The organism is Halolamina pelagica, from assembly GCF_001307315.1.
Lineage (GTDB): Archaea > Halobacteriota > Halobacteria > Halobacteriales > Haloferacaceae > Halolamina > Halolamina pelagica_B.
The window spans coordinates 78967-98549 of record NZ_LGUC01000002.1 but is presented as its reverse complement, the minus strand read 5'-3'; the positions used below and the strand labels follow the sequence as shown (position 1 = coordinate 98549).

The 19583-nt window shown below is 63.6% G+C and carries 18 protein-coding genes; 11 read left to right on the top strand and 7 right to left on the bottom strand.

Translation table 11 applies throughout. The features are described 5' to 3' along the window. Nucleotides 1–18: 18 nt before the first annotated feature. The 4 genes from SY89_RS14115 to SY89_RS14100 all read right to left on the bottom strand — a co-directional run bounded on the left by SY89_RS14115 (nt 19) and on the right by SY89_RS14100 (nt 4053). Entirely contained in the window at nt 19–705 is a 687-nt protein-coding gene (locus tag SY89_RS14115; protein WP_054584812.1) for a peroxiredoxin, read from the bottom strand. 124 nt (nt 706–829) lie between these two features. Next, a complete protein-coding gene (locus tag SY89_RS14110; RefSeq protein ID WP_054584811.1) occupies nt 830–1663 on the bottom strand; it encodes a helical membrane plugin domain-containing protein in 834 nt (277 codons plus the stop codon). A gap of 3 nt (nt 1664–1666) precedes the next feature. Continuing rightward, entirely contained in the window at nt 1667–2842 is a 1176-nt protein-coding gene (locus tag SY89_RS14105) for an NAD(P)/FAD-dependent oxidoreductase (RefSeq protein WP_080506762.1), read from the bottom strand. Next, a complete protein-coding gene (locus SY89_RS14100) occupies nt 2797–4053 on the bottom strand; it encodes a rhodanese-like domain-containing protein (RefSeq protein WP_080506761.1) in 1257 nt (418 codons plus the stop codon). Before SY89_RS14100 ends, SY89_RS14105 begins: the two co-directional genes overlap by 46 nt. Before the next feature lie 244 nt (nt 4054–4297). Between SY89_RS14100 and SY89_RS14095 the strand changes: the two genes are divergently transcribed. Both SY89_RS14095 and SY89_RS14090 read left to right on the top strand, forming a co-directional pair. After that, complete coding sequence (locus SY89_RS14095; protein ID WP_054584809.1) at nt 4298–5473, top strand: MBL fold metallo-hydrolase; 1176 nt, start codon at nt 4298–4300, stop codon at nt 5471–5473. 394 nt (nt 5474–5867) lie between these two features. After that, complete coding sequence (locus tag SY89_RS14090) at nt 5868–6224, top strand: ArsR/SmtB family transcription factor (protein ID WP_054584808.1); 357 nt, start codon at nt 5868–5870, stop codon at nt 6222–6224. A 57-nt stretch (nt 6225–6281) separates the two neighbouring features. On the opposite strand, the gene SY89_RS14085 is transcribed toward SY89_RS14090, so the two are convergent. After that, the gene (locus tag SY89_RS14085) at nt 6282–6938 is read right to left on the bottom strand and encodes an SdpI family protein (RefSeq protein ID WP_054584807.1); all 657 of its coding nucleotides are present in this window, start codon (nt 6936–6938) and stop codon (nt 6282–6284) included. Nucleotides 6939–7150: 212 nt separating this feature from the next. Here SY89_RS14085 and SY89_RS14080 point away from each other — a divergent pair, with 212 nt between their 5' ends. The 6 genes from SY89_RS14080 (at nt 7151) to SY89_RS14055 (ending at nt 14037) form a co-directional block, all read left to right on the top strand. After that, nucleotides 7151–7870 carry a helix-turn-helix domain-containing protein gene (locus tag SY89_RS14080; protein WP_054584806.1) on the top strand — a complete coding sequence of 240 codons (720 nt, stop codon included), beginning with the start codon at nt 7151–7153 and terminating at the stop codon, nt 7868–7870. 84 nt (nt 7871–7954) lie between these two features. Beyond that, on the top strand, nt 7955–8383 hold the full coding sequence (locus SY89_RS14075) for a universal stress protein (protein ID WP_054584805.1): 429 nt from the start codon (nt 7955–7957) through the stop codon (nt 8381–8383). Between the two features lie 86 nt (nt 8384–8469). Beyond that, on the top strand, nt 8470–10155 hold the full coding sequence (locus tag SY89_RS14070; protein ID WP_054584804.1) for a formate--tetrahydrofolate ligase: 1686 nt from the start codon (nt 8470–8472) through the stop codon (nt 10153–10155). Between the two features lie 138 nt (nt 10156–10293). Then, a complete protein-coding gene (locus SY89_RS14065; protein WP_054584803.1) occupies nt 10294–12027 on the top strand; it encodes a PAS domain-containing response regulator in 1734 nt (577 codons plus the stop codon). Continuing rightward, nucleotides 11936–12403: a PAS domain-containing protein gene (locus SY89_RS14060; RefSeq protein WP_239685705.1), complete on the top strand. Its 468-nt coding sequence runs from the start codon at nt 11936–11938 to the stop codon at nt 12401–12403. The genes SY89_RS14065 and SY89_RS14060 overlap by 92 nt, the downstream gene beginning before the upstream one ends. Continuing rightward, nucleotides 12361–14037 carry a PAS domain S-box protein gene (locus tag SY89_RS14055; protein WP_054584801.1) on the top strand — a complete coding sequence of 559 codons (1677 nt, stop codon included), beginning with the start codon at nt 12361–12363 and terminating at the stop codon, nt 14035–14037. Before SY89_RS14060 ends, SY89_RS14055 begins: the two co-directional genes overlap by 43 nt. Before the next feature lie 110 nt (nt 14038–14147). On the opposite strand, the gene SY89_RS14050 is transcribed toward SY89_RS14055, so the two are convergent. After that, nucleotides 14148–15377 carry an outer membrane protein assembly factor BamB family protein gene (locus SY89_RS14050; RefSeq protein ID WP_054584800.1) on the bottom strand — a complete coding sequence of 410 codons (1230 nt, stop codon included), beginning with the start codon at nt 15375–15377 and terminating at the stop codon, nt 14148–14150. Between the two features lie 247 nt (nt 15378–15624). Next, complete coding sequence (locus SY89_RS14045; protein ID WP_054584799.1) at nt 15625–15921, bottom strand: hypothetical protein; 297 nt, start codon at nt 15919–15921, stop codon at nt 15625–15627. Nucleotides 15922–16199: 278 nt separating this feature from the next. Here SY89_RS14045 and SY89_RS14040 point away from each other — a divergent pair, with 278 nt between their 5' ends. The 3 genes from SY89_RS14040 to SY89_RS16815 all read left to right on the top strand — a co-directional run bounded on the left by SY89_RS14040 (nt 16200) and on the right by SY89_RS16815 (nt 19246). Continuing rightward, nucleotides 16200–16973, top strand: coding sequence for an SDR family oxidoreductase (locus SY89_RS14040; RefSeq protein WP_054584798.1), 774 nt, complete (start codon nt 16200–16202; stop codon nt 16971–16973). A gap of 562 nt (nt 16974–17535) precedes the next feature. Further along, nucleotides 17536–18141 carry a hypothetical protein gene (locus tag SY89_RS14035; RefSeq protein ID WP_144427268.1) on the top strand — a complete coding sequence of 202 codons (606 nt, stop codon included), beginning with the start codon at nt 17536–17538 and terminating at the stop codon, nt 18139–18141. Nucleotides 18142–18373: 232 nt separating this feature from the next. Then, nucleotides 18374–19246 (top strand): hypothetical protein, encoded by an 873-nt coding sequence (locus tag SY89_RS16815; RefSeq protein WP_144427267.1) that lies wholly within the window; start codon nt 18374–18376, stop codon nt 19244–19246. Nucleotides 19247–19583 lie beyond the last annotated feature (337 nt).

Here is a 19583-nt window from a genome sequence, read left to right as displayed (position 1 = left end):
CTCGCCCCGGGTGGGCCGTTATTCAGACTGCGTGACGAACCACCAGTCGTACGCCTCCATGTCCGCCGCCGCCTCGGCCTCGGCCGTTCGTTCCGCTGCCTCGTCGACGGTTCCGGGCGGGGAGAGCAGGACGCGGTCCCCGAACTTCTCGTTCTCGGGCCAGTCGGCGGGGACGGCGACGCCGTCCTCCTCGTCACTGCGCTGCAGCGCACGCAGCGACCGGAGGATCTCGTCGATGTTCCGGCCGATCTCCATCGGATACGTCAGCACGAGCCTGACGGTGCCCGAGGGGTCGACGAGGAACACGCTTCGGACGGTCGCGGTGCCCGCGCCGGGGTGGATCATCCCCAGCTCTTGGGCGACGGTCCCCTGGTCGTCGGCGATGATCGGGAAGTCGATGTCGACATCGAGGTTGTCGCCGATCCACTCGGTCCACTTGATGTGGGAGTGGACGCGGTCGACGGAGAGGCCCAGCAGTTCGGCGTTTAGCTCCTCGAACTCCTCGCGACGCTGTTCGAACGCCACGAACTCGGAGGTACACACTGGCGTGAAGTCCCCGGGGTGGCTGAACAGCACGAGCCACGATCCCTCGTAGTCGTCCGGGAGTGACACCTCACCCTGACTCGTCTCCACGGTGAGTTCGGGGAACTCGTCGCCGATTCCTGGTGCTGTGACGCCGTCTGCGCTCTCTTGAGACTCACTCATTGCAACTCGATATGGGGGACACACCCGTTAAAGGACGAACCTACGAACTATATTTTCAGTATCTGCAAAGAGATTTTCCTGTTGCCGGAATCTTTTCACCGAACAGCGGAGGCGGGGGTGTGGCTCAGTCCTCGCCGAGGTCGGCCTGCCCGAGCGCCCGCAGGGCTGCGACCAGCCGGCCGAGCGCGCGCCGCACGTCGGCGTCGAAGAGCGCGCCGATGAGCCCGAAGAAGCCGACGGGTTTCGGGTCCTCCTGTGTGAACCCCTCGACAGTGGCGTCCACGGCGTCGGTGACCACTGGGTCCCCGAGCGTCTCCATGGTGGTAACCATGTTGCCCGCGTTCCGGCCGAGTTGGTACATGTCGACGTCCTGTTCGCCGTGGACGTCGCTGAAGCCCGCGACGGCCATCCGGAACTCGCGGATGAGGTCGCGGTTGTCCTGTGCGACCTCCTGTAGCTCCGGCGTGAGCTCCGTCGCCAGGTCGTGAGTCGCGTCGAGGAGGTCGAGCAGCTCCGTCAGCGTTTCGGCGTTGTCGCCGAGGCGTTCGAGCAGGATCAGCGTCTGCTCGTCCTCGAGCGAGCCGCGGAGCCGTTCGACCGTCTCCCGGTTCTCTCGGACGGCAACGAGCAGTTCCGGGACGAGATCGTCCGTGAGATCTTTCGACACCGCGAGGATGTCGAGTAGTTCGACGAGCGTGTCGGCCTCGTTGCCGACTTTCGTGAGGAGCGTCAGCGTCTCCTCGCGCTCGAAGGCCAGCCGTAGCTCACCCAGGGGCTCCCGGTTCTCGTGCACGGCCTCCCGGAGTTCGGGGGTGAGATCTCCCGCGAGATCCTCGGCCGTCAGCAGGAGCCGGAGCAGCTCGGCCAGCTCCGCGTCGTTCTCTTCGACGACGCGTGCGAGTTCGCGGTCGTCCTCGATGGCGACCGTCGTGTCAGCTGTGTTTTCATCGGATGCCATTGTTTAGGGGAGGGGGTCGTACCCTCGAAGCCAGGCGTTCCAGTACACGCTCGGCAGGACGTTGATGTCCAGGATCCAGTTCGCCCGGCTCTCGACGGGCGCCGAGATACTGTTCTCGTAGTCGAACTCCGCGATCATCGCCTTCCCCTTCTTCGTCAGGAGGGGACAGGCGGCGTAGCCGTGGTACTCGGCGGTCATCCGCCCGTCGTTCATGTGGGCGAGGAGGTTGTCGACGACGACGTGGGCCTGCTTCCGTGCCGCAGCCGCCGTCTTCGCGTTCGGCGTGTTACCGGCGTCACCGATCCCGAAGACGTCCGGGTACTCGGTGTGCTGCATCGTGTTCTTGTCGACAGTGACGTACTCGCCACCGTGTTCGTCGTCGCCCTCCGTCAGCGGCGAGTTCTCGGTCAGCGCCGGCTGGCCGAACTGCGGCGGGACCGGCGCGTAGAAGTCGTACTCCTGGGTCTCACCCTCGGCGGAGTGGATCTCCTGGGCCTCGTAGTCGACCTCCTCGGCGGTGAAGCCGCCGCGGAACTCGATGTCCCGCTCCGCCCAGATCTCCTCGAGCTTCTCGCGGTACGGGGAGACGCCGAAGACGGCGTCGCCGGGCTTGGTCATCACCAGGTCGACGTCGTCGCGAATCCCCTGTCGCCGGAAGTAGTCCTCGGCGAGCATCGTCATCTTCAGCGGGGCACCACCGCACTTGAACGGTGTGTCCGGGACGCTGACGACGAACGTGCCGCCGTCGAACTCTTTCAGCCCCTCCCGCATGTCCATCGCCGCCTCGAAGTAGTAGAACGGGAACACCTCGTTGGTCTCTTCCCATCCTTCCATCATCCCGGGAACCGATTCGCCGCCGAGTCGATTACCCAGGCCGGCGATCAGGTAGTCGTAGGAGAGGGTCTCCTCCGAGAGGTCGACCGTTTTCTCATCGGGGTCGACACCGGTTGCCTCGTCCTCGACGAACTCGACGCCCGGGCGCATGATCTCCCGGATGTCGCGGAACTGGTCTTCCGGCTCCATGTACCCGAACGGCAACAGGTAGTACGACGGCTGATAGGCGTGTTCTGCACTCTTGTCGACGACAGTGATCTGCGTGTCGTCGTCGAGGCGCCGATCGAGCATGTTCGCGCTCATCGCGCCCCCAACTCCCGCACCGAGCACCAGTATATGGTCCATACCGACCGAAGATACACCGCATGAACCTCTGTCTCCTTCGGAAAAGACAATATTACTGGATTCGCCACCCTAATATGATAGATAGGGACAAAAATTTCTCCAATCGCCTGCCACCCACCGGGGTCGGTCTCACTCCTTCTCGGGGACTCGACGGGGGCGTCGACCAGGTTCCCCCACTCGCTCCAGGAGCCGTCGTAGTTCTGCACGTGGGGGTAGCCCAGCAGTTCCGAGAGCGCGAACCAGACGAGTGCGGACCGTTCGCCGACGTTACAGTAGAGGATAATCCCGTTCTCGCCGTCGATATCCTCCTCGAGGAACGGCTGTTCGAGCGCCGACCGGTGCTCGAACCGCCCGCTGTCCTGCACGACGCTCGTCCACTCGACGTTGACCGTCCGCGGGATATGCCCGGACGCTCGTGCGGGGACGCTCGTCTCCCCACGGTACTCCTCGGGCGACCGAACGTCGACGAGCGTCACGTCCGTCGAGAGCGCGTCCTGAACGTCGTCACGGTACGCCCGGATCTGATCGTTCGGGGGCTGGACGTCGTACTCGACGGGCGTGACGTCCGGCTCCCGCTCGGTCGTCCGATAGTCGTTCTCCGTCCAGTACTGCTTGCCACCGTCGAGGAGGCGAACGTCGCGATGGCGGTAGTGTTTCAGGACCCAGTAGACGAACGCGGCGAACTCGTTGACGCCGTCGCTGTACAGCACCACCGTGCTGTCGGGAGTGATGCCCCGCTCGCCGAGGATCGTGGCGAGGCGTTCCCTGCTGGGCACCGTTCGGCTCCCGGCTTCGCTGAAGTCCCGTTGTGGATCGAGCGCCACCGCCCCCGGGATGTGGCCGTCGTCGTACGTCGAGGACACTTCGACGAGCCGGAACTCGGGATCGTCCGCTTCGAACTTCGACAGCATGTCCCGGGCGGACTCCGGGCTGACGAGCAGCCGTTCGGGGTAGCCCATCCGGTCATCGCCCATCGACCGGGTCCGGATGCTGTAACAGGTCTGTCGGCCGTCGTGGATGGCGGGCGCGCTTTCGACCAACCCCGCCTCCTCGAGCTTCTCGAGGCCGTAGCGGGCGGTCCGTGAGCCCAACAGCGTCGCCTCGGTGATCCCCTTCAGGGTCATCGACCCCTCCCGAGTCAACTCCTTGTAGATGAACTTGGAGCTGGGTGGCAGGTCCTCCAGCGTGTCCTCGGCGTCGGAGAATTGCATTACTCAGGCAATATCGGGGCCCGGTGGTAATAAAGACGTTGTTGCCCAGTGCGCTGCTCGCTCGCGTGCGTGAAAAACAATCTTAGATTGGGTTGATTCTCTCGAATATGTGGACTTTGGGAGCGCTACTGGGCCGAATATAGCGGACATATTTTCGATAGTTGTGTCGGGCGGCCGTGCTTCCGGAACATTATTTTCACGGCTCGAACGGTTATACGTGCATACACTGTACAATACAGTGACGATGGTCGAGACAATCACTGCAGAACGCTTGCGCGACATGATCGACGCGGACGAGGAGTTCGTGCTCTTCGACACGCGATCACCCGACAGTTACGACGACTGGCATATCGCCGACGCGCGTAACGTCGAGTACTCCGGCAGCGACGACGAACTCGTCGGCGAGTTCGACCCCGACGTGATCGGCGAGGACGACACCGTCGTCACGATCTGTGCCACGGGGAACTCCGCCGGCAAGTTCGCCACGTACCTGGAGGAAGAGGGGTACGTCGAGGAGGCGAAAACTGTGGAAGGCGGCATGGAAGCGTGGAGCATGGTGTACGACGAGGTCCCGATCGCCACCGAGAACGACGACCTCGTCGTCGTCCAGCTCCAGCGCCGCTCGAAAGGCTGTCTCGGCTACCTCGTCGGCTCGAAGCGGGCCGGCGAAGCCGCCCTCATCGACGTGACTCGGGCGACCGACGAGTTCCTCGAGGCCGCCTCGAAGCGGGGGCTGGAGGTCACCCGGATCCTCGACACACACATCCACGCCGACCACATCTCACGCGGTCGTCGACTGGCCGACCGACTCGACGTGCCGTACCACCTCGGCGCGCCCGCCGCGACGCGGGACCCGCAGTTCGAGTTCGACCCGATCGAGCCGAACGACACCGTCGAGCTCGGTGACGTGGAGATCAAGGCGGTCCACACGCCCGGCCACACGACCGGGATGACGTCCTACCTCGTCGACAACGAGGCCCTGCTCACCGGCGACACGCTGTTCGTCGAGTCCATCGGCCGGACGGAGCTCCAGTTCGCCGATGCGGACGCCCGAGACGGCGCCCGTATCCAGTACGAAACGCTCCACCGGACGATCATGACCGAGCCCAACGACGTGAAGATCCTGCCCGGGCACTTCTCGGTCACCGACGACGGCGAGTACGTCGACGTGACGCCGGGCCAGCCGATGTTCTCCACGGTCGGCTACCTCTGGGAGAACAACGAGATCCTCCGGCTGCCCGAGGACGAGTTCGTCGAGCACATGTTCGAGAACCTCCCGTCGAAGCCGCCGAACTACGAGCAGGTCATCGCGACCAACGCCGGCGAGTACGAGCCCGAAGACCAGGACGAGGAGACGGAGCTCGAACTCGGCCCGAACCGCTGTGCGGCCACTGAGGAGAGCGCCGTCGCCGACGACTAACGCTCCACCACTCGGATTCGCGGGTTCTCCACATTCGTCCGTCGGTTTTTCCGAGCGCTTTTTGGCGCCGGTTTCTCGCGTTCAGCGCCCCGAGCAGGCTGTGAGCTGGACGTGTCGAGTCCTTTCGGTCCACTCCGTTCTCCCACCGCTCCGGCTGTCAATCGCGCTGGCGGTGGCGTCGATCCAGATGCGCCCCCGATTGGTTTGTGACAAGGTTCAACAGTACACTCTCGATCGTTCAGTAAAGTTGTCCTACGACAACCCGAGCGATTTGTTCCTGGGTGTGTTACCGTCGGTAGTGAGACTGTTCTTGAACCGGGACGGGGCTAACCACGGAACAGCATTGCAAGAACCCGTATGACCGGGTCGTCCGCGTGTCTCAACTCGTTGTCCCATGAGTAGCCGCAACGTCGAATCCGACGAGACGAACCCCATCGACCGCCTCCTCGATGCGCTGAGCGACGAAACCAGCCGGCGAATCCTGTGTCGGCTGACGGAGCCGACGACGGCCGCCGATCTGGCCGACGACTGCGACATCCCGAGCTCGACGGTGTATCGGAAGCTCGACGTACTCAGCCGGGCGGAACTGATCAACGAGCGCATCATCCTCAAGCCGGGGTACGGACGCTGCAGTGTCTACGAACGAAACTTCGAACACGTCACGATCTCCGTCGAGGAGGGGGATTTTTCGGTCACTGTCGACCGGCCGTCGGACGACCCCGACGAGGGGTTGATCGCGACGGATGACTGATCGATCCCGGGGTTCTACGCCACTGAGAACCCCTGATGAATCATTCCGCCCACACTGCTACACGCCACTCGGCTCTTCCTCGAGGCGTTCGTACAGATAGTAGGAGTATACCACCGTGATCACGGCCGTCAGCAACACGGGAACGATCAGGAAGTAGACTGCGTACTTCTCGAATAGCAGTCCCACCAGTGCTACCGCGGCGGTGAGTTTGAACAGCGTCGCCCCAAGGGCGTTCGTCCGCTCCCAGACCTCGGGACTACTCATCGTCCACGGGGTGCGAATACCGGCGAACCAATTGCGTTCGACGTGGTCGAGGAGGACGCCGACGAGATAGAAGAGGATGGCCAGGGCTGCCAGCAGCAACAGGACGAAGTCGAACTCGTAGCCGAGATTGAATGCGACGATGCCTGTGTGGACGATCGTCATGAACGCCGTGAAGCCGACCACGAACCAGTCGTAGATCGGACGGAATTCGTCGATGTTCTCACCGAGAGGATCGATATGGGGGATAACGGCGAACATACCGAGGAGGACTGCCGTTAGTGTCGGAATGAGCGCGAGTGCGACCGGCTTCGACATCGTGTCATCCGGCACACCAGCGGCGTTCCAATGCGTCGCCAACTGTTCGGGAAGATCCGGTGCGGTGAGGACGCTTAGGACCCCCGAGGCGACGACCAGACCAGCCGCTAGCGCAAACCGGTGGGTCGATTGCATATCGAACAGTAGGGGGTTCGTCGTGATAAACAAGCGTGCCAGTCGAATCCTGGCATTTCGAGAGTTTGGCTCTCCGTGTCGGCAGCTTGTCCCGTTTCAACACCCCGATCGACACGTGCCGAGGTCGGAACGGTGATACCGGGGGAAAGCGTAGCTTCGCGCAGAAAATCGCGCCACGGGGCTGTCCTCGACAGCGCCACGCGGCTGACGACATGTACGAGTTCAGTTTCACGCTCACGTACGATCACGGCTGTAACGAGTATGCGGACCTCTTCATCGAACACGGGTCGCTCCGGGCTGAAACCCTCTATGCCTGTCTCGACCCGACAGAGATGTGGGCACTGGAGCGACTGACCGGCGCACCCGAGGAACTGGCTGCAGTCGACGACCAGTTGCTCGACGATTCAATCAAGCGCTACTCGATCACGGACCGCCGGTGTGACGGGACCCGCCGGACGAGCCTCCTGGAGAAGAAGCGAGGCCAGCGAATGACGTTCACCTATCTCGCCGACGTGACACGCTGTGATGCGGTCCCGCTCATTGCGGCGACGTTCTTCTCGACGGGCGCGCTGTTCAGACAGACCCGGAGCGGGCGGAGCACCACGTGGGACGTCCTCGTTCAGGACGACGAGAACGTCGGCCTGCTCTACGACGCGGTCGGCGGGCAGCTCACGGACTGTGCCACGTTCTCGTTCAACCACCTGCGGGAGGCCGACCAGTGGGATAGCCGCCTCCTCCACCCGAACGATATCCGCCCCGAACAGCAGGACGTGCTCGCGACGGCAGTGGACCGCGGCTACTTCGAGACCCCACGCGAGGTGACGCTCGACGAACTCGCCACCGAGCTAGATCTCCCCCGGTCGACGGTCTCGTACCGGCTTCGCCGTGCCACCGCCGAACTCGCGAAATCCTTCGTCGACCGCGAAGCGTAACGCGCGAGCGAATTGACGGATTCTCCGGATTCTGGGCGTCGGCTGGGGCAGGGAATTAGGTAGCTGGGAGGTCTCGGTTGCGACATGGCCTCTCGTATTCTCGTTCCGATGGACGACTCGAAGTACGCAGCGAAGGCGCTCGAGTATGCACTCGACAATTTTCCGGACGCCGAAGTGTCCGTTCTCCACGTCGTCGGCGTCCCGTCGTCGATGATGGGCGAGGCCACGGGGCTTGCGCTCGCGGATGATCTGGAGGCGGCCGCCGCCGAGCGTGCCGAACCGGCGTTCGAACGGGCCCGGGAGCTGGCTCGCGAGCGTGATCGAGAGATCGAGACCATCGTGGGCATCGGCCACCCTGCCCGGAACATCATCGACCGTGCCGAGGAGTACGACACGGTCGTCGTCGGCGCTCATGGCGCAGACTGGAGTCGCGTGACACGCCAGTTCCTCGTCGGGAACGTGGCAGAGACGGTCTCGAAACGTGCGCCGGTCCCCGTGATCATCGTTCGCTGAGCGACTCGCCACCGAGCCCACGGAATCGCCACGCTCCGGGAATTGGCTTACCCTTTAAGGGTTGTTCGCCCTCCAGTACCGTCTATATGGACACAGACCAGGACGCCGTTCCTGCGGATATCGACATCGCCCGAAACGCCGACCGGCGAGCGATCGAGTCGGTCGGAGCCGATTTGGGGCTCGCCGACGCCGATCTCGACCACCGCGGCAACGAAGTCGCGAAACTGACGTGGGACGCGATCAACGGCGCGATGGATCAGCCAGCGGACGGCAACCTCGTGCTCGTGACGGCGATGACGCCGACGCGCCGCGGCGCGGGCAAGACCGTCACCACGGTCGGTCTGGGCCAGGCGTTCGACCGCCTCGGTGAGACGAGCGTCGTCGCGATCCGTGAGCCCTCTCTCGGCCCCGTGTTCGGCATCAAGGGCGGCGCTGCGGGCGGCGGGTACAGCCAGGTGCTGCCGATGGAGGAGATCAACCTCCACTTCACCGGCGATATCCACGCCGTCACCTCGGCGCACAACCTCGTCTCGGCGATGGTCGACGCCCACCGGCACCACGGCAACGGGCTCGGCATCGATCCCGACCGCGTCGTCTGGCCGCGCGCGCTCGACGTGAACGACCGCGCGCTGCGTGAGACCGTCGTCGGCCTGGGCGGCACCGCGAGCGGCCCACCCAGAGAGGACGAGTTCTCCATCACCGCCGCCTCCGAGCTGATGGCGGTGCTCTGTCTCGCGACGGACGTGAGCGACCTCCGAGAGCGTGTTGGCCGGATCATCGTCGCCTACGACGAGGAGGGCGACCCCGTCACCGTCGCCGACCTCGATGTCGCCGGCTCGGTCGCGGCGCTGTTGAAGGACGCCCTGCGGCCGAATCTCGTCCAGACGATCGAGGGAACGCCGGCGTTCGTCCACGGCGGCCCGTTCGCCAACATCGCCACGGGGACGAACTCCATCCTGGCCGACAAGCTCGGGCTTCGGCTCGGTGACTACCTCGTCACCGAAGCGGGGTTCGGCGCCGATCTCGGTGCCGAGAAGTTCGTCGACGTGGTCTCCCGAGAGGGCGTCGAGCCGGATGCGACCGTCATCGTCGCCACCGTCGACGCGCTGCAGAAACACGGCGGGATCGAGGCGGACGAATCGGACCCGATGGCCGCGCTCCGGGCCGGGTTCGCGAACCTCGACCACCACGTCGACGTTCTCCGATCCATGGGCCTCCCGGTCGTCGTCGCTATCAACCGCTTCCCCGACGACACCGACGCGGAGATGCAGGAGATACTCGACCACTGTGAGCAACGCGGTGTGCCCGCGGCAGTCTCGACGCTTCACGCCGACGGCGGGGCAGGTGGGACCGATATCGCCCGGTTGGTGAAACGGGAGGTCGAGTCGGGCGACGCCGATCTCCAGCGCGTGTACGACCTCGACGCGTCGCTCACTGAGAAGATCCGCGCGGTTGCGACGCAGGTGTACGGCGCCGACGATGTCGAGTTCACGTCGGGTGCCCGCGACGACATCGAGCGCATCCAGTCACAGGGGTTAGCCGACATGCCCGTCTGCATCTCCAAAACGCCGAGCTCCCTCTCGGACGATCCCGGGAAAGTCGGGGTGCCGGAGGACTGGACACTCACCGTGACGGAGCTCTCCCCGTCCGCTGGCGCAGGGTTCGTGGTCGTGCTGACGGGCGACGTGCTGACGATGCCCGGGCTTCCCGCGGACCCAGCCGCTGCCCACATCGACGTCGACGAGGACGGGTCCATCCACGGGTTGTTCTAGCCCTCCCGTACTGCCCCGGTGCGGTTTTCGACATCGGCTACGGACCGTAGGCGGGAGATACCCTCCGCTGAATGAATATTACGCCTTCGGCACATTTACCCGGGAGTTTTAGGGGCGTCTCTTCGATAACCCACCAATATGGTTGCCTCCGACAGCGGCGACGCCTCTACAGCCCCGCCAGGCGACGAGGCGGCGGTATCTATTCTCCACGTCGACGACCAACCCGACTTCCTCAGTATGGCCGCCGAGTCGCTCGAGGCAGAACGGCCGGCGTTCGACGTGACAACCACAACCAGTGCCGAGGAGGCGCTTGACCGGCTGGCCGAGGAGCGCATCGACTGCGTCGTCAGTGATTACCAGATGGCCGAGATGGACGGGCTGGAACTGCTCGAAGCGGTCCGCGAGCAGTACCCCGATCTGCCGTTCGTGCTGTTCACCGGCAAAGGGAGTGAAGAGGTCGCGAGCGAGGCAATTTCGGCGGGGGTTACCGACTACCTACAGAAATCGCTCCACACAGATCAGTTCAGTCTCCTCGCGAACCGCATCGAAAACGCGGTCGATCAGGTCCGCACGGAGCAACAGCTCGAAGAGAACCAGCGCCGGCTCGAGACGCTGCTCGGAAACGTCCCGGGGACGGCGTATCGCTGCCGTCCCGAACCGGCGTGGCCGATGGAGTTCATCAGCGACGACGCTGCGGCACTCACGGGGTACGACCCAACGGAGTTCGTCGATGGCGAGGTGAGCTACGGCGACGACGTGATCCACCCGGAGGACCGCGATCGCGTCTGGGAGTCCGTCCAGTCGGCGATCGCCGCGAGAGAGCCGTTCCACCTCGAATACCGTATCCGGACCGCCGACGGCACGGTGAAGTGGGTTTGGGAGCAGGGCCAGGGCGTCGTCGAGGACGGAACGGTCGTCGCCGTTGAGGGGTTCATCATGGACATCACGGCGTCGAAGGAGTCCCAGCAACGACTCGAGTATCAGTCCTCGCTGCTCGAGGCACAGATGGAGGCGACGATCGACGGACTGCTCGTCGTCGACGAGGACCGCAACACGGTGGCGTACAACGACCGCTTCGTCGAGATGTGGGAGATCCCGGACGAGGTGGTCGAGACGAACTCGGACAAAGCGCTGTTGGACTGGGCGGTTGAGGAGAAGGTCGCGGACCCGGAGGGGTTCCTGGACCTCGTCGAGGCGCTCTACGACCGCCCCGGCGAGACGAGTCGCGACGAAGTCACGCTCACGGACGGCCGCGTCTTCGACCGCTACTCCGCCCCGGTTGTCGGCGACGATGGCACCGACTTCGGCCGCCTGTGGGTGTTCCGCGACATCACCGACGAGCGAGACCGTAAGCGCGAACTCGAACGACAGGAGTTCCTGTTCAGTCGCGTCCAGGATATCGCCGACATCGGCGTCTGGGAGTTCGATCCACAGACGGACGAGCTCACCTGGTCGGATGGGATCCGTCGCATCCACGGCGTCGACGACGACTACGAACCGACACTTGAGGAAGCGATCGACTTCTACCACCCCGATGATCGTGACGAGATCACCGAGGCAATCACCCGCGCGATCGAGCACGACGAGCCGTACGATCTCGAACTCCGCATCGTCCGGCCCAACGGGGAGGTTCGAGACGTTCGTGCGCGGGGGAAGTCAGCACCGGCGAACACACCGAGCGTGATCTCGTCAGGGGGTGTTCCAGGACATCACGGAGCGCAAGGAGCGCGAACGCGAGCTCCAGAAGTTCAAAGCCGCCGTCGAGCACGCCGGCCACGCGATCTACATCACCGACACCGACGGGGTTATCGAGTACGCAAACCCCGCGTTCGAGGAGGTGACGGGGTACACCGTGGAGGAAGCGGTCGGTGAGACGCCGGCGATTCTCAGCTCGGGCGAATACGACGACGAGTTCTACGAGGAGCTCTGGGACACGATTCAGGCGGGCCAGCAGTGGAAAAGCGAGATGATCGACCAGCGAAAGGAGGGCGACCAAGTCATCCTTGACCAGACGATCGCACCGATCGAAATCGACAGTGGTACTCTCGAGGGGTACGTCGCGGTCAATCGTGATGTCACCGAACACCGGAAACGGGAGAAGCAGCTCCAGATCTACGAGTACGCCTACGAATCCGCGCTGAGCGGTCTCGCGATCGCGAACTTCGACGGTGAGCTGCGGTCGCTCAACCCGGCTTCCCGTGAGATGTGGGGTACGACGAGGAAGCGGAGCTCATCGGCAAGCCGGTGAGGGAGTTCTTCGTAGATCCTGAGGCCGCCTTGCAGGTGATGGACGAGGCCCTTGAGACGGGAAGTTGGGAAGGCGAGCTCCAAGCGGTCCGCGATGACGGAACGACCTTTGACACCTATTGTTCGGTGAGCTACGTGGTGGACGACGAGGGGGAGCCGATCGCCTTGATGGCGTCCTTCGTCGACATCACCGACCGGAAGCGCCGCGAACGGGAGCTCGCCGAGCAGCGTGAGAAGTACGCGACGCTCGTCGAGCAGAGCCACGACGGGGTCGCGATCGTCCAGAACGGCGAGTTCGTCTTCGCCAACGCCCGGTTGGCGGAGATCACTGAGTACGAAATCGACGAACTGCGGGGGAGGCCCTTCGTCGACGTGATCGCGCCAGAGGATCGCCAACTCGTTCGGGAGCGGTACGAACGACGGCTCGACCCCGATGCGGACCCGCCGCCGTCACGCTATACCCTTACGTTCAAAACGAAAGACGGGAGCGAGCGCGTCGCCGAGGTCAGCGTCGCCGATATCCAGTACGAGGGATCGCCGGCTGCGCTCGCGTCGGTCCGCGACGTGACCGAGCGCCAACGCTACGAGGACGAGCTCGAACAGGCCAACGAGGAGTTGGAGGTGCTGAACCGGGTCGTTCGCCACGACATCCGCAACGATATGGCGGTCATGCTCGGGTGGGGCGAACTGCTCGAAGGCCACGTCGACGACGACGGCGCCGAGTTCCTCGAGAAGATCCTCCGGAGCGGCGAACACATCGTCGAACTCACGGAGACCGCCCGTGATTACGTCGAGACGCTCACGACCGACGAGGAGGTCGACGTGAAGCCGACGGAGCTCCGGGAGAAACTCACGAACGAGATAACGCTCCGCCGGGAGGCGCACCCGCAGGCCGAGATTCGCGTGGACGAGCCGATCCCGGAGATCGAGGTTCGCGCGAACGAAATGCTCCCCTCGGTGTTCCGAAACCTCCTCAACAACGCCGTCCAGCACAACGACAAAGACCAGCCGATCGTCGAGGTCGGCGTCGAAGAGCGAGCCGACGATATCCGCGTGACGGTCGCGGACAACGGTCCAGGGGTCCCCGCGGAACAGCAGGAGACGATCTTCGGGAAAGGCGAGATGAGCCTCGACAGCAGCGGGACGGGGATCGGCCTGTATCTGGCCCGGACGCTTGTCGACCAGTACGGCGGCGACATCTGGGTCGAGGATAACGACCCGGAGGGGCGGTGTTCGCGGTCACGCTTCCGAAAGCCGACTGAGACGGGACGGGGGTCGAACTCCCCCCCGCCGCGGGGGTTCCCAACCGGGCGACAGTGCCTGCGGCGTGACTCGGTGAGCCTCCCCGCCGAGGAGAACACGCGCTCCGGAACGCTCGTGGCGGACGATCGGTTCAGCCGGAAGCGTCTGTTCATGGGTGCCAGAACGGGAAACGGCGCCGTCACCTTCGCAAAATCGACGCTTCTCGAGGATCGCGGCGTGTGCCCACGACGCGCCGTTGCCGCGAGCCGATGCGGCAAGGGCGGCGGCGGTGACGATCGAGACCGTCCGGAACCGTCGCGATCGGCTGCTCTCCGTCGTGGAGTAGGGCGGTATTGGTCTTCGACCTTCGAGACTGCTGTCGGCAGGACTTAACCAACATCGGGGTATAGGCGCAAATCTGTTGGTTACAAGCTCTCAATCCGCCACACCGCTCATCCTGTACAGAAGGTCAGATTTTGCCAAGAACACCCGAGCCACTGAGCTTAGTCGTCCGAATCGACGTCCCCGAGTACGGCCAGGCCTCCGATGCTGCTGGTCGCAAAGAATACGGCCCCGCCGACCAGAATCGGTGGGATCGTCACGGAGTGGAAGCCGTCCAAAACGTAGTTCCACCGTACGTCCCCGGTTTCACGGTCGAAGGCGGTTATCGTCTCCCGGAGTTCGGTGGAGACGTATTCGGATCCATCAACCATAGCGACCACTGTCTCGCTCCCGACGGAGAACCCTTGGGCGTACACCTCGTCGTCGTGTCGCCACCGCGTCGTTCCGGCCTCGATATCGACCGCGAGAAGCTCCTCGTCGTTCGCCACGAACGCTGTCCCCCGGTCCACAGCTACCGTGGTGCTGTGCACCTCACCAGACTCAAATACGTGGATGTCACGGTCCCGTTCTCGCGTCTGATGGTCGTGGATGCCGAGTGTGTCCCCGTCGACGACGAAAACGCCACGCTCAGTTACCACCGGGTCGGCGCTCGTCGACGCGTCAGTCAGTGCTCTCGTCCAACGGGCCGTCCCGTCGGTGAGATCGAACGCCGCGAGGCTGTCCGTCCCGTCGATCCGCCCGACAGCGTAGATGGTTCCGTCGTGGATCGCGGGCGTGAGTTGCTGCTGTGATACCCCGGCTGTCTCCCACTGCGGTTCGCCGTCCGTCGCCCGGAAGGCTTCGAGGCCGTCCCGGTACGGAACGACGATGATACCCGACCGTTCGTCGACGGCGATCAGCTCCGGCGAGTAGTCCTTGCCGGTGGATATCGACTTCTCGAAAGGGCGTCGCCAGACGATATCTCCGTTCCGTCGGTCGAGGGCGACGAGCTCCTCGCTGTGTGCCACGACGAAGAGATCGTCCACGAGCGCTCTTCCATGGTCGCCAGCCCCTTCGAGAACTGTCCGCCACTGTTCGCTACCATCCTGTGCGTCGAGTGCGATGGCGCTTCCCTCGTTGCTGGGGTCGAAGTTGGTGGTGTAGACGGTTCCGTCGGTGATCACCGGGTCCCATCGCGTGAAAGCCGCCGACTCCCACGCTAGGTTCCCCCGCGGAGGTGCGGCAACGTCCGACACGAACGTGTTCGCGCTGTTTGCCCCGTGCTGTGTCCAAGTCCCGTTAGGGACCGTGGGCAACGGCGTGTCCGGCTTGTCCGACGGAAGGACCGATAGGCACCCCGATAGTGCTGCAGTACCGACACAAGCCGTCGCGAGGTATGTACGCCGGTTCATACGGGCAATTGGTGGATCAGTGACTCACGTCTCGTACTTTCTGGAGGGCGCATTCCAGTCGTCGTACATCTGGGTTGTGCTTAAACATTCATGCCTGCTGTTCAGCCGGATTTACTGACTGTTACACCCCAAATTCGGTAGTCAGAGACCCGCCTTGATGTGAGAGGTACTACGGTAAGTACAACAGCAGCACGAAACGGGTTCTGCAGCTTCGCCTACAGCAAGGTGAGCCCCGTTTCGGCGGCGGTTACTCACCGCGGAGTTGGTCCGCGATCCGTGCAGCGGCCGTGACGTGTTCGTTTGCCGTTGAGTCGCCCGTGTCATCGACTTCGTCGAGAAGCGCTGCCGTTTGGGTAGCACGCTTGCGAACGAGTTCCGGCTCGTTCGGAGCTTTGAGGAGGTCAGCTGCGAGCGCTTCCGCTTCACCGATCCACCGATTCGCGGCACGGTCGATCGATAACTCCGCCGTCGCCGCCAAGTGGTCGTGTAATTCGTTGACAGCGGCTCGTCGTTCGTCGTCGTCTTCGATCGGCGAAGGTACCATCGCCGGTAGTAGGGCGCCGCCACACAAAAATTGGCGCGTACGGTACGGTTGCACGCCATTGGGGCCGCGGCGATACAGACGTTTGAAGGGGAGTTCGCCGCGAGGCGGAGTGGCGCTCCGAACGCGGGTCCCGTGTTCTGTGGGTAACTGGTGCGGCATGCTCTACACCGCCTTCACCCCCTCTATCGCGGGAACGGCTCTAACCCGCCGCGATATATTGTCCGATGGCCATGTAGGCGAAATATACTTATATATACTTCCGACCTAGGTGCCATGTGATGTCAACATTACTCAAAGATGACGTGGCAGTCGTTACGGGTGGTTCCAGCGGGAACGGACGCGCGATCGCTCGGCGGTTCGCTTCGGAGGGGGCCGACGTCGTTATCGCGGATATCCAGGAGGCGCCTCGCGAGGGGGGAGACCCAACGCACGAACTGATCGAGGCCGAAACGGAGGCGAGGGCGACGTTCGTCGAGTGTGACGTCGCGAACGTCGACGACCTCGAGGCGGCAGTCGAGGCCGCCGAGGAGTTCGGCGGGGTCTCCGTGATGGTGAACAACGCGGGGATCTTCCACGGCGAGGAGTTCCTGGAAGTCGACGAAGACGGGTTCGATCGGATGATGGACATCAACGTCAAAGGTGTCTACTTCGGCGCGCAAGCGGCCGCGAGGCGGATGGTCGAAGCCGGTGGCGGGCGGATCATCAACCTCTCGTCGGTCGCGGGTCTCGAGGGCTCGGGCGAGTTCGTCACGTACTGTGGGACGAAGGGTGCCGTGCGACTACTCACGTACGCGATGGCGGGGAAGCTGGGGCCCGACGGCGTTCGGGTGAACGCTATCCACCCGGGGCTGATCGAGACGACGATGACCACTGAGGACTACCCGATTATGGGGACGGACAATGAAGAAGAGTTCCTACAGGCGATCCCCTCACGGCGGGCCGGCCAGCCCGAAGACGTCGCGGACGCGGCGGTGTTTCTCGCAAGCGATCTCTCGGACTACGTGAACGGTGAATCACTCGTCGTGGACGGCGGGATGACGAACACTCAGTAGATACTAAACGGGGGCTGACCGTCGGATCATCTCCGCTGGTCGTCACCGTATCCCGTGGGGCGTTGTTCGCCGTCGATGTAGGGGCTTTGCACATGTGGCGACCCGGAACGCAGTTCCGTCTATCCGTTTCCTGGGAAACGGGTGACCAATAGAAGTATTGTGCGTTTGGTGCAATAACGTTTTATCGCTCCAACGCGTAGCGGGACTCGTTCGATGACAGACCCCGAGCGTGGTGAGGCGACAAGCGACCAAGACTTCCCCGGCAGGGCCAATGGAGGTCGATTCCGCAACCCGCCCGAGACGGTGTCGGCGGAAGGATCGCTCGTGCCGGCCGAATTTCGCGCTCGAGACGGTCGTGGAGGGGACCGAACGCATCAGGCGTCAGCGAGCACTCGATGCGGCCGAGTCCCCAGGCCACGCCGTTTCTGCGGGTTCCGGACGAGCCGTTGGACGGACGTAGCTACGAGCGAGCACGGCTCGAACGCGAGACGGAAGGACACTCCTGACGAACCGACTCGCGTGACAGTGGACGCCGAGTGGCGTGATTCCGGAGGCACAAACCGTGTCTGAGGAGGGAACGATCGACGTCGGGACAGTTTCACGGGTGTGGTCCGTTGGCTGGCAGTGGCCCTGGGCCGTCATTCTCGTGGTAATGTTAGGCGGCAATTTCCTATACGCGGCCGACCGGACTGCACTGGGAATCGGCGTGCTGGTCGCCGGTCTGGGAGTAGCTGTCGCCGGGGTGCGGGCCGTGAACCGACACAGTGGGGACGCGTTCGCCGACGGAATGAGGAGCGTCCGTCGCGCCGTGGCGGATGAACTCGACCTGGACGATACGTCCACTATTCACCCGATAGCGGTCGGTTCTGACTCCGTGGTGGGCTTCGACCGTTCGAAGCGCTACGACCTCGCCGTCGTGACCCTCGGTGAGTCGGCGCTGACAGTCCACCACGACGGTTCGATGAACCTGCTCAGCAGGACCTGGACGGTGGGGGACCAGACGGAGCGGATTCCGTACGAGGACGTCAGGTCCGTCACGGAGGGGGACGGGACGCTCCGGATGGAACTGGTCGACGGGGAGACGAAGTCGCTTCCCGCGGACAGTCGACCGGACGACCTTTTGGCGGCCCTCGATCGTCGACTCGAAGGCACCGACGGCGCCGAATAGGCGCGAGCGGTGACGCGTTCCCCGTGACAGACGGAGCCGTCCGTGCCGATCCGAGGGCGGAATTTCTTCGTGAAACCGCCCGAATACAGCCATCTCGGTCCTGGATACATGCGAGTGACAACGGCCAGGCTCGAGGTCAACGATCGACTCGTCGCCGCACTCGAGGAGATTCTGTAGTTGCGTTACCGCGAGTAACCGAACAGGTTCGTGATCGTGCGGAGCCCGACAAAGCGTGGAACCTCGCGACGGAGCGCTGCCCGGCGTTTCCGACGTTCGACAACGGACGCTCGCAGAGCCCACGGAGGGTGGGCTCGTGACCTTCTCTCGTGAGTTCGCAATGGAGCACAAGGGAGTTGAGTACCTCTCTCCCGACGACGCCCTGGTGGCACGGCTGCGACGGCGCTTGTTGGCAGGTGAGGACGGACTGGTCGGACTGAAACTGCTGCCGTTCGTCGACCATCCAGGGATCACCTTCGTCTATCGGGTCGGGTTCGAAGATGGGACGGGCGAGACAATTCAGGAAGAGCTCGTTCCGGTTTTCGTCGATCTGGGGAGTCAGAGTCCGCGCCGGCCGATCGGCGAGCAGGTGTTAGCGGCCGATACGGTCCGAGCAAAGCCGGATAGTGAGACTGTTCGGGAGTTGGTCGAGAGTCGGAAGGCCCTTGAGGAGGCTGCGGAGGCGTACGTGGCAAACGTGCTGTCGACGACGAAAGCGGAGATCACGGCCGATCGGGAAGCCGAGGTCGAACAGGAACGGGAGAACCTAAAGGCCTACGCACAAGCCGAACGAGAACGCATTGAGGCGTTCATCTCGGAGTACCAGCAGCAGGCTGCGGCCGGCCAAGACATGGAGGTCTCGATTCGAGGTCAACGGCGGCGCTTGGAGGAGCTGGAAGAGCGCGTCGAAGAGCGGAAGGCAGAGCTCGAACGACGGCGACAGGTAATTTCGCTTACACCGGAAGTAGAGGGATACTGTCTGACGGTACACTCCGTTTCTTTGAGCTCAGAAGTCGACCTCAGTTGGCCGGCCATCCTTCCACCGCACCGCTGTGACAACTTCCGGCAGTTGAGTCAGGCGCTTGCTCAGCACATCCAGCGGGTGTGAGTCGATGAACGCTGCGGGGCCATGCTCGATTGTAGTGTCCCCAGCGTTGACTTGGAGGTGGATCTCTCCGAACTCCGGATGAGTGTCGTCTTGGTGCCACCCAACGAGCATGGACCGTTCTGGTTCGACCCAGTTGATCCAATAGTGGTCCATTCCAGCACTTCCGAGCTGGTCGAACCCAACCTCGATTCGAGCCGCCTCTGTTGGGTATGATGGATCCTCAAGGAAGGCTTGCGGGTTGATCTCTGACACAACTCGATACTGTCCTGGAGACCGAATATCTGCCCGGGAAAATTCAACCGTCTCGAATCGTCCGTCCGATTCGAACCGATTGACG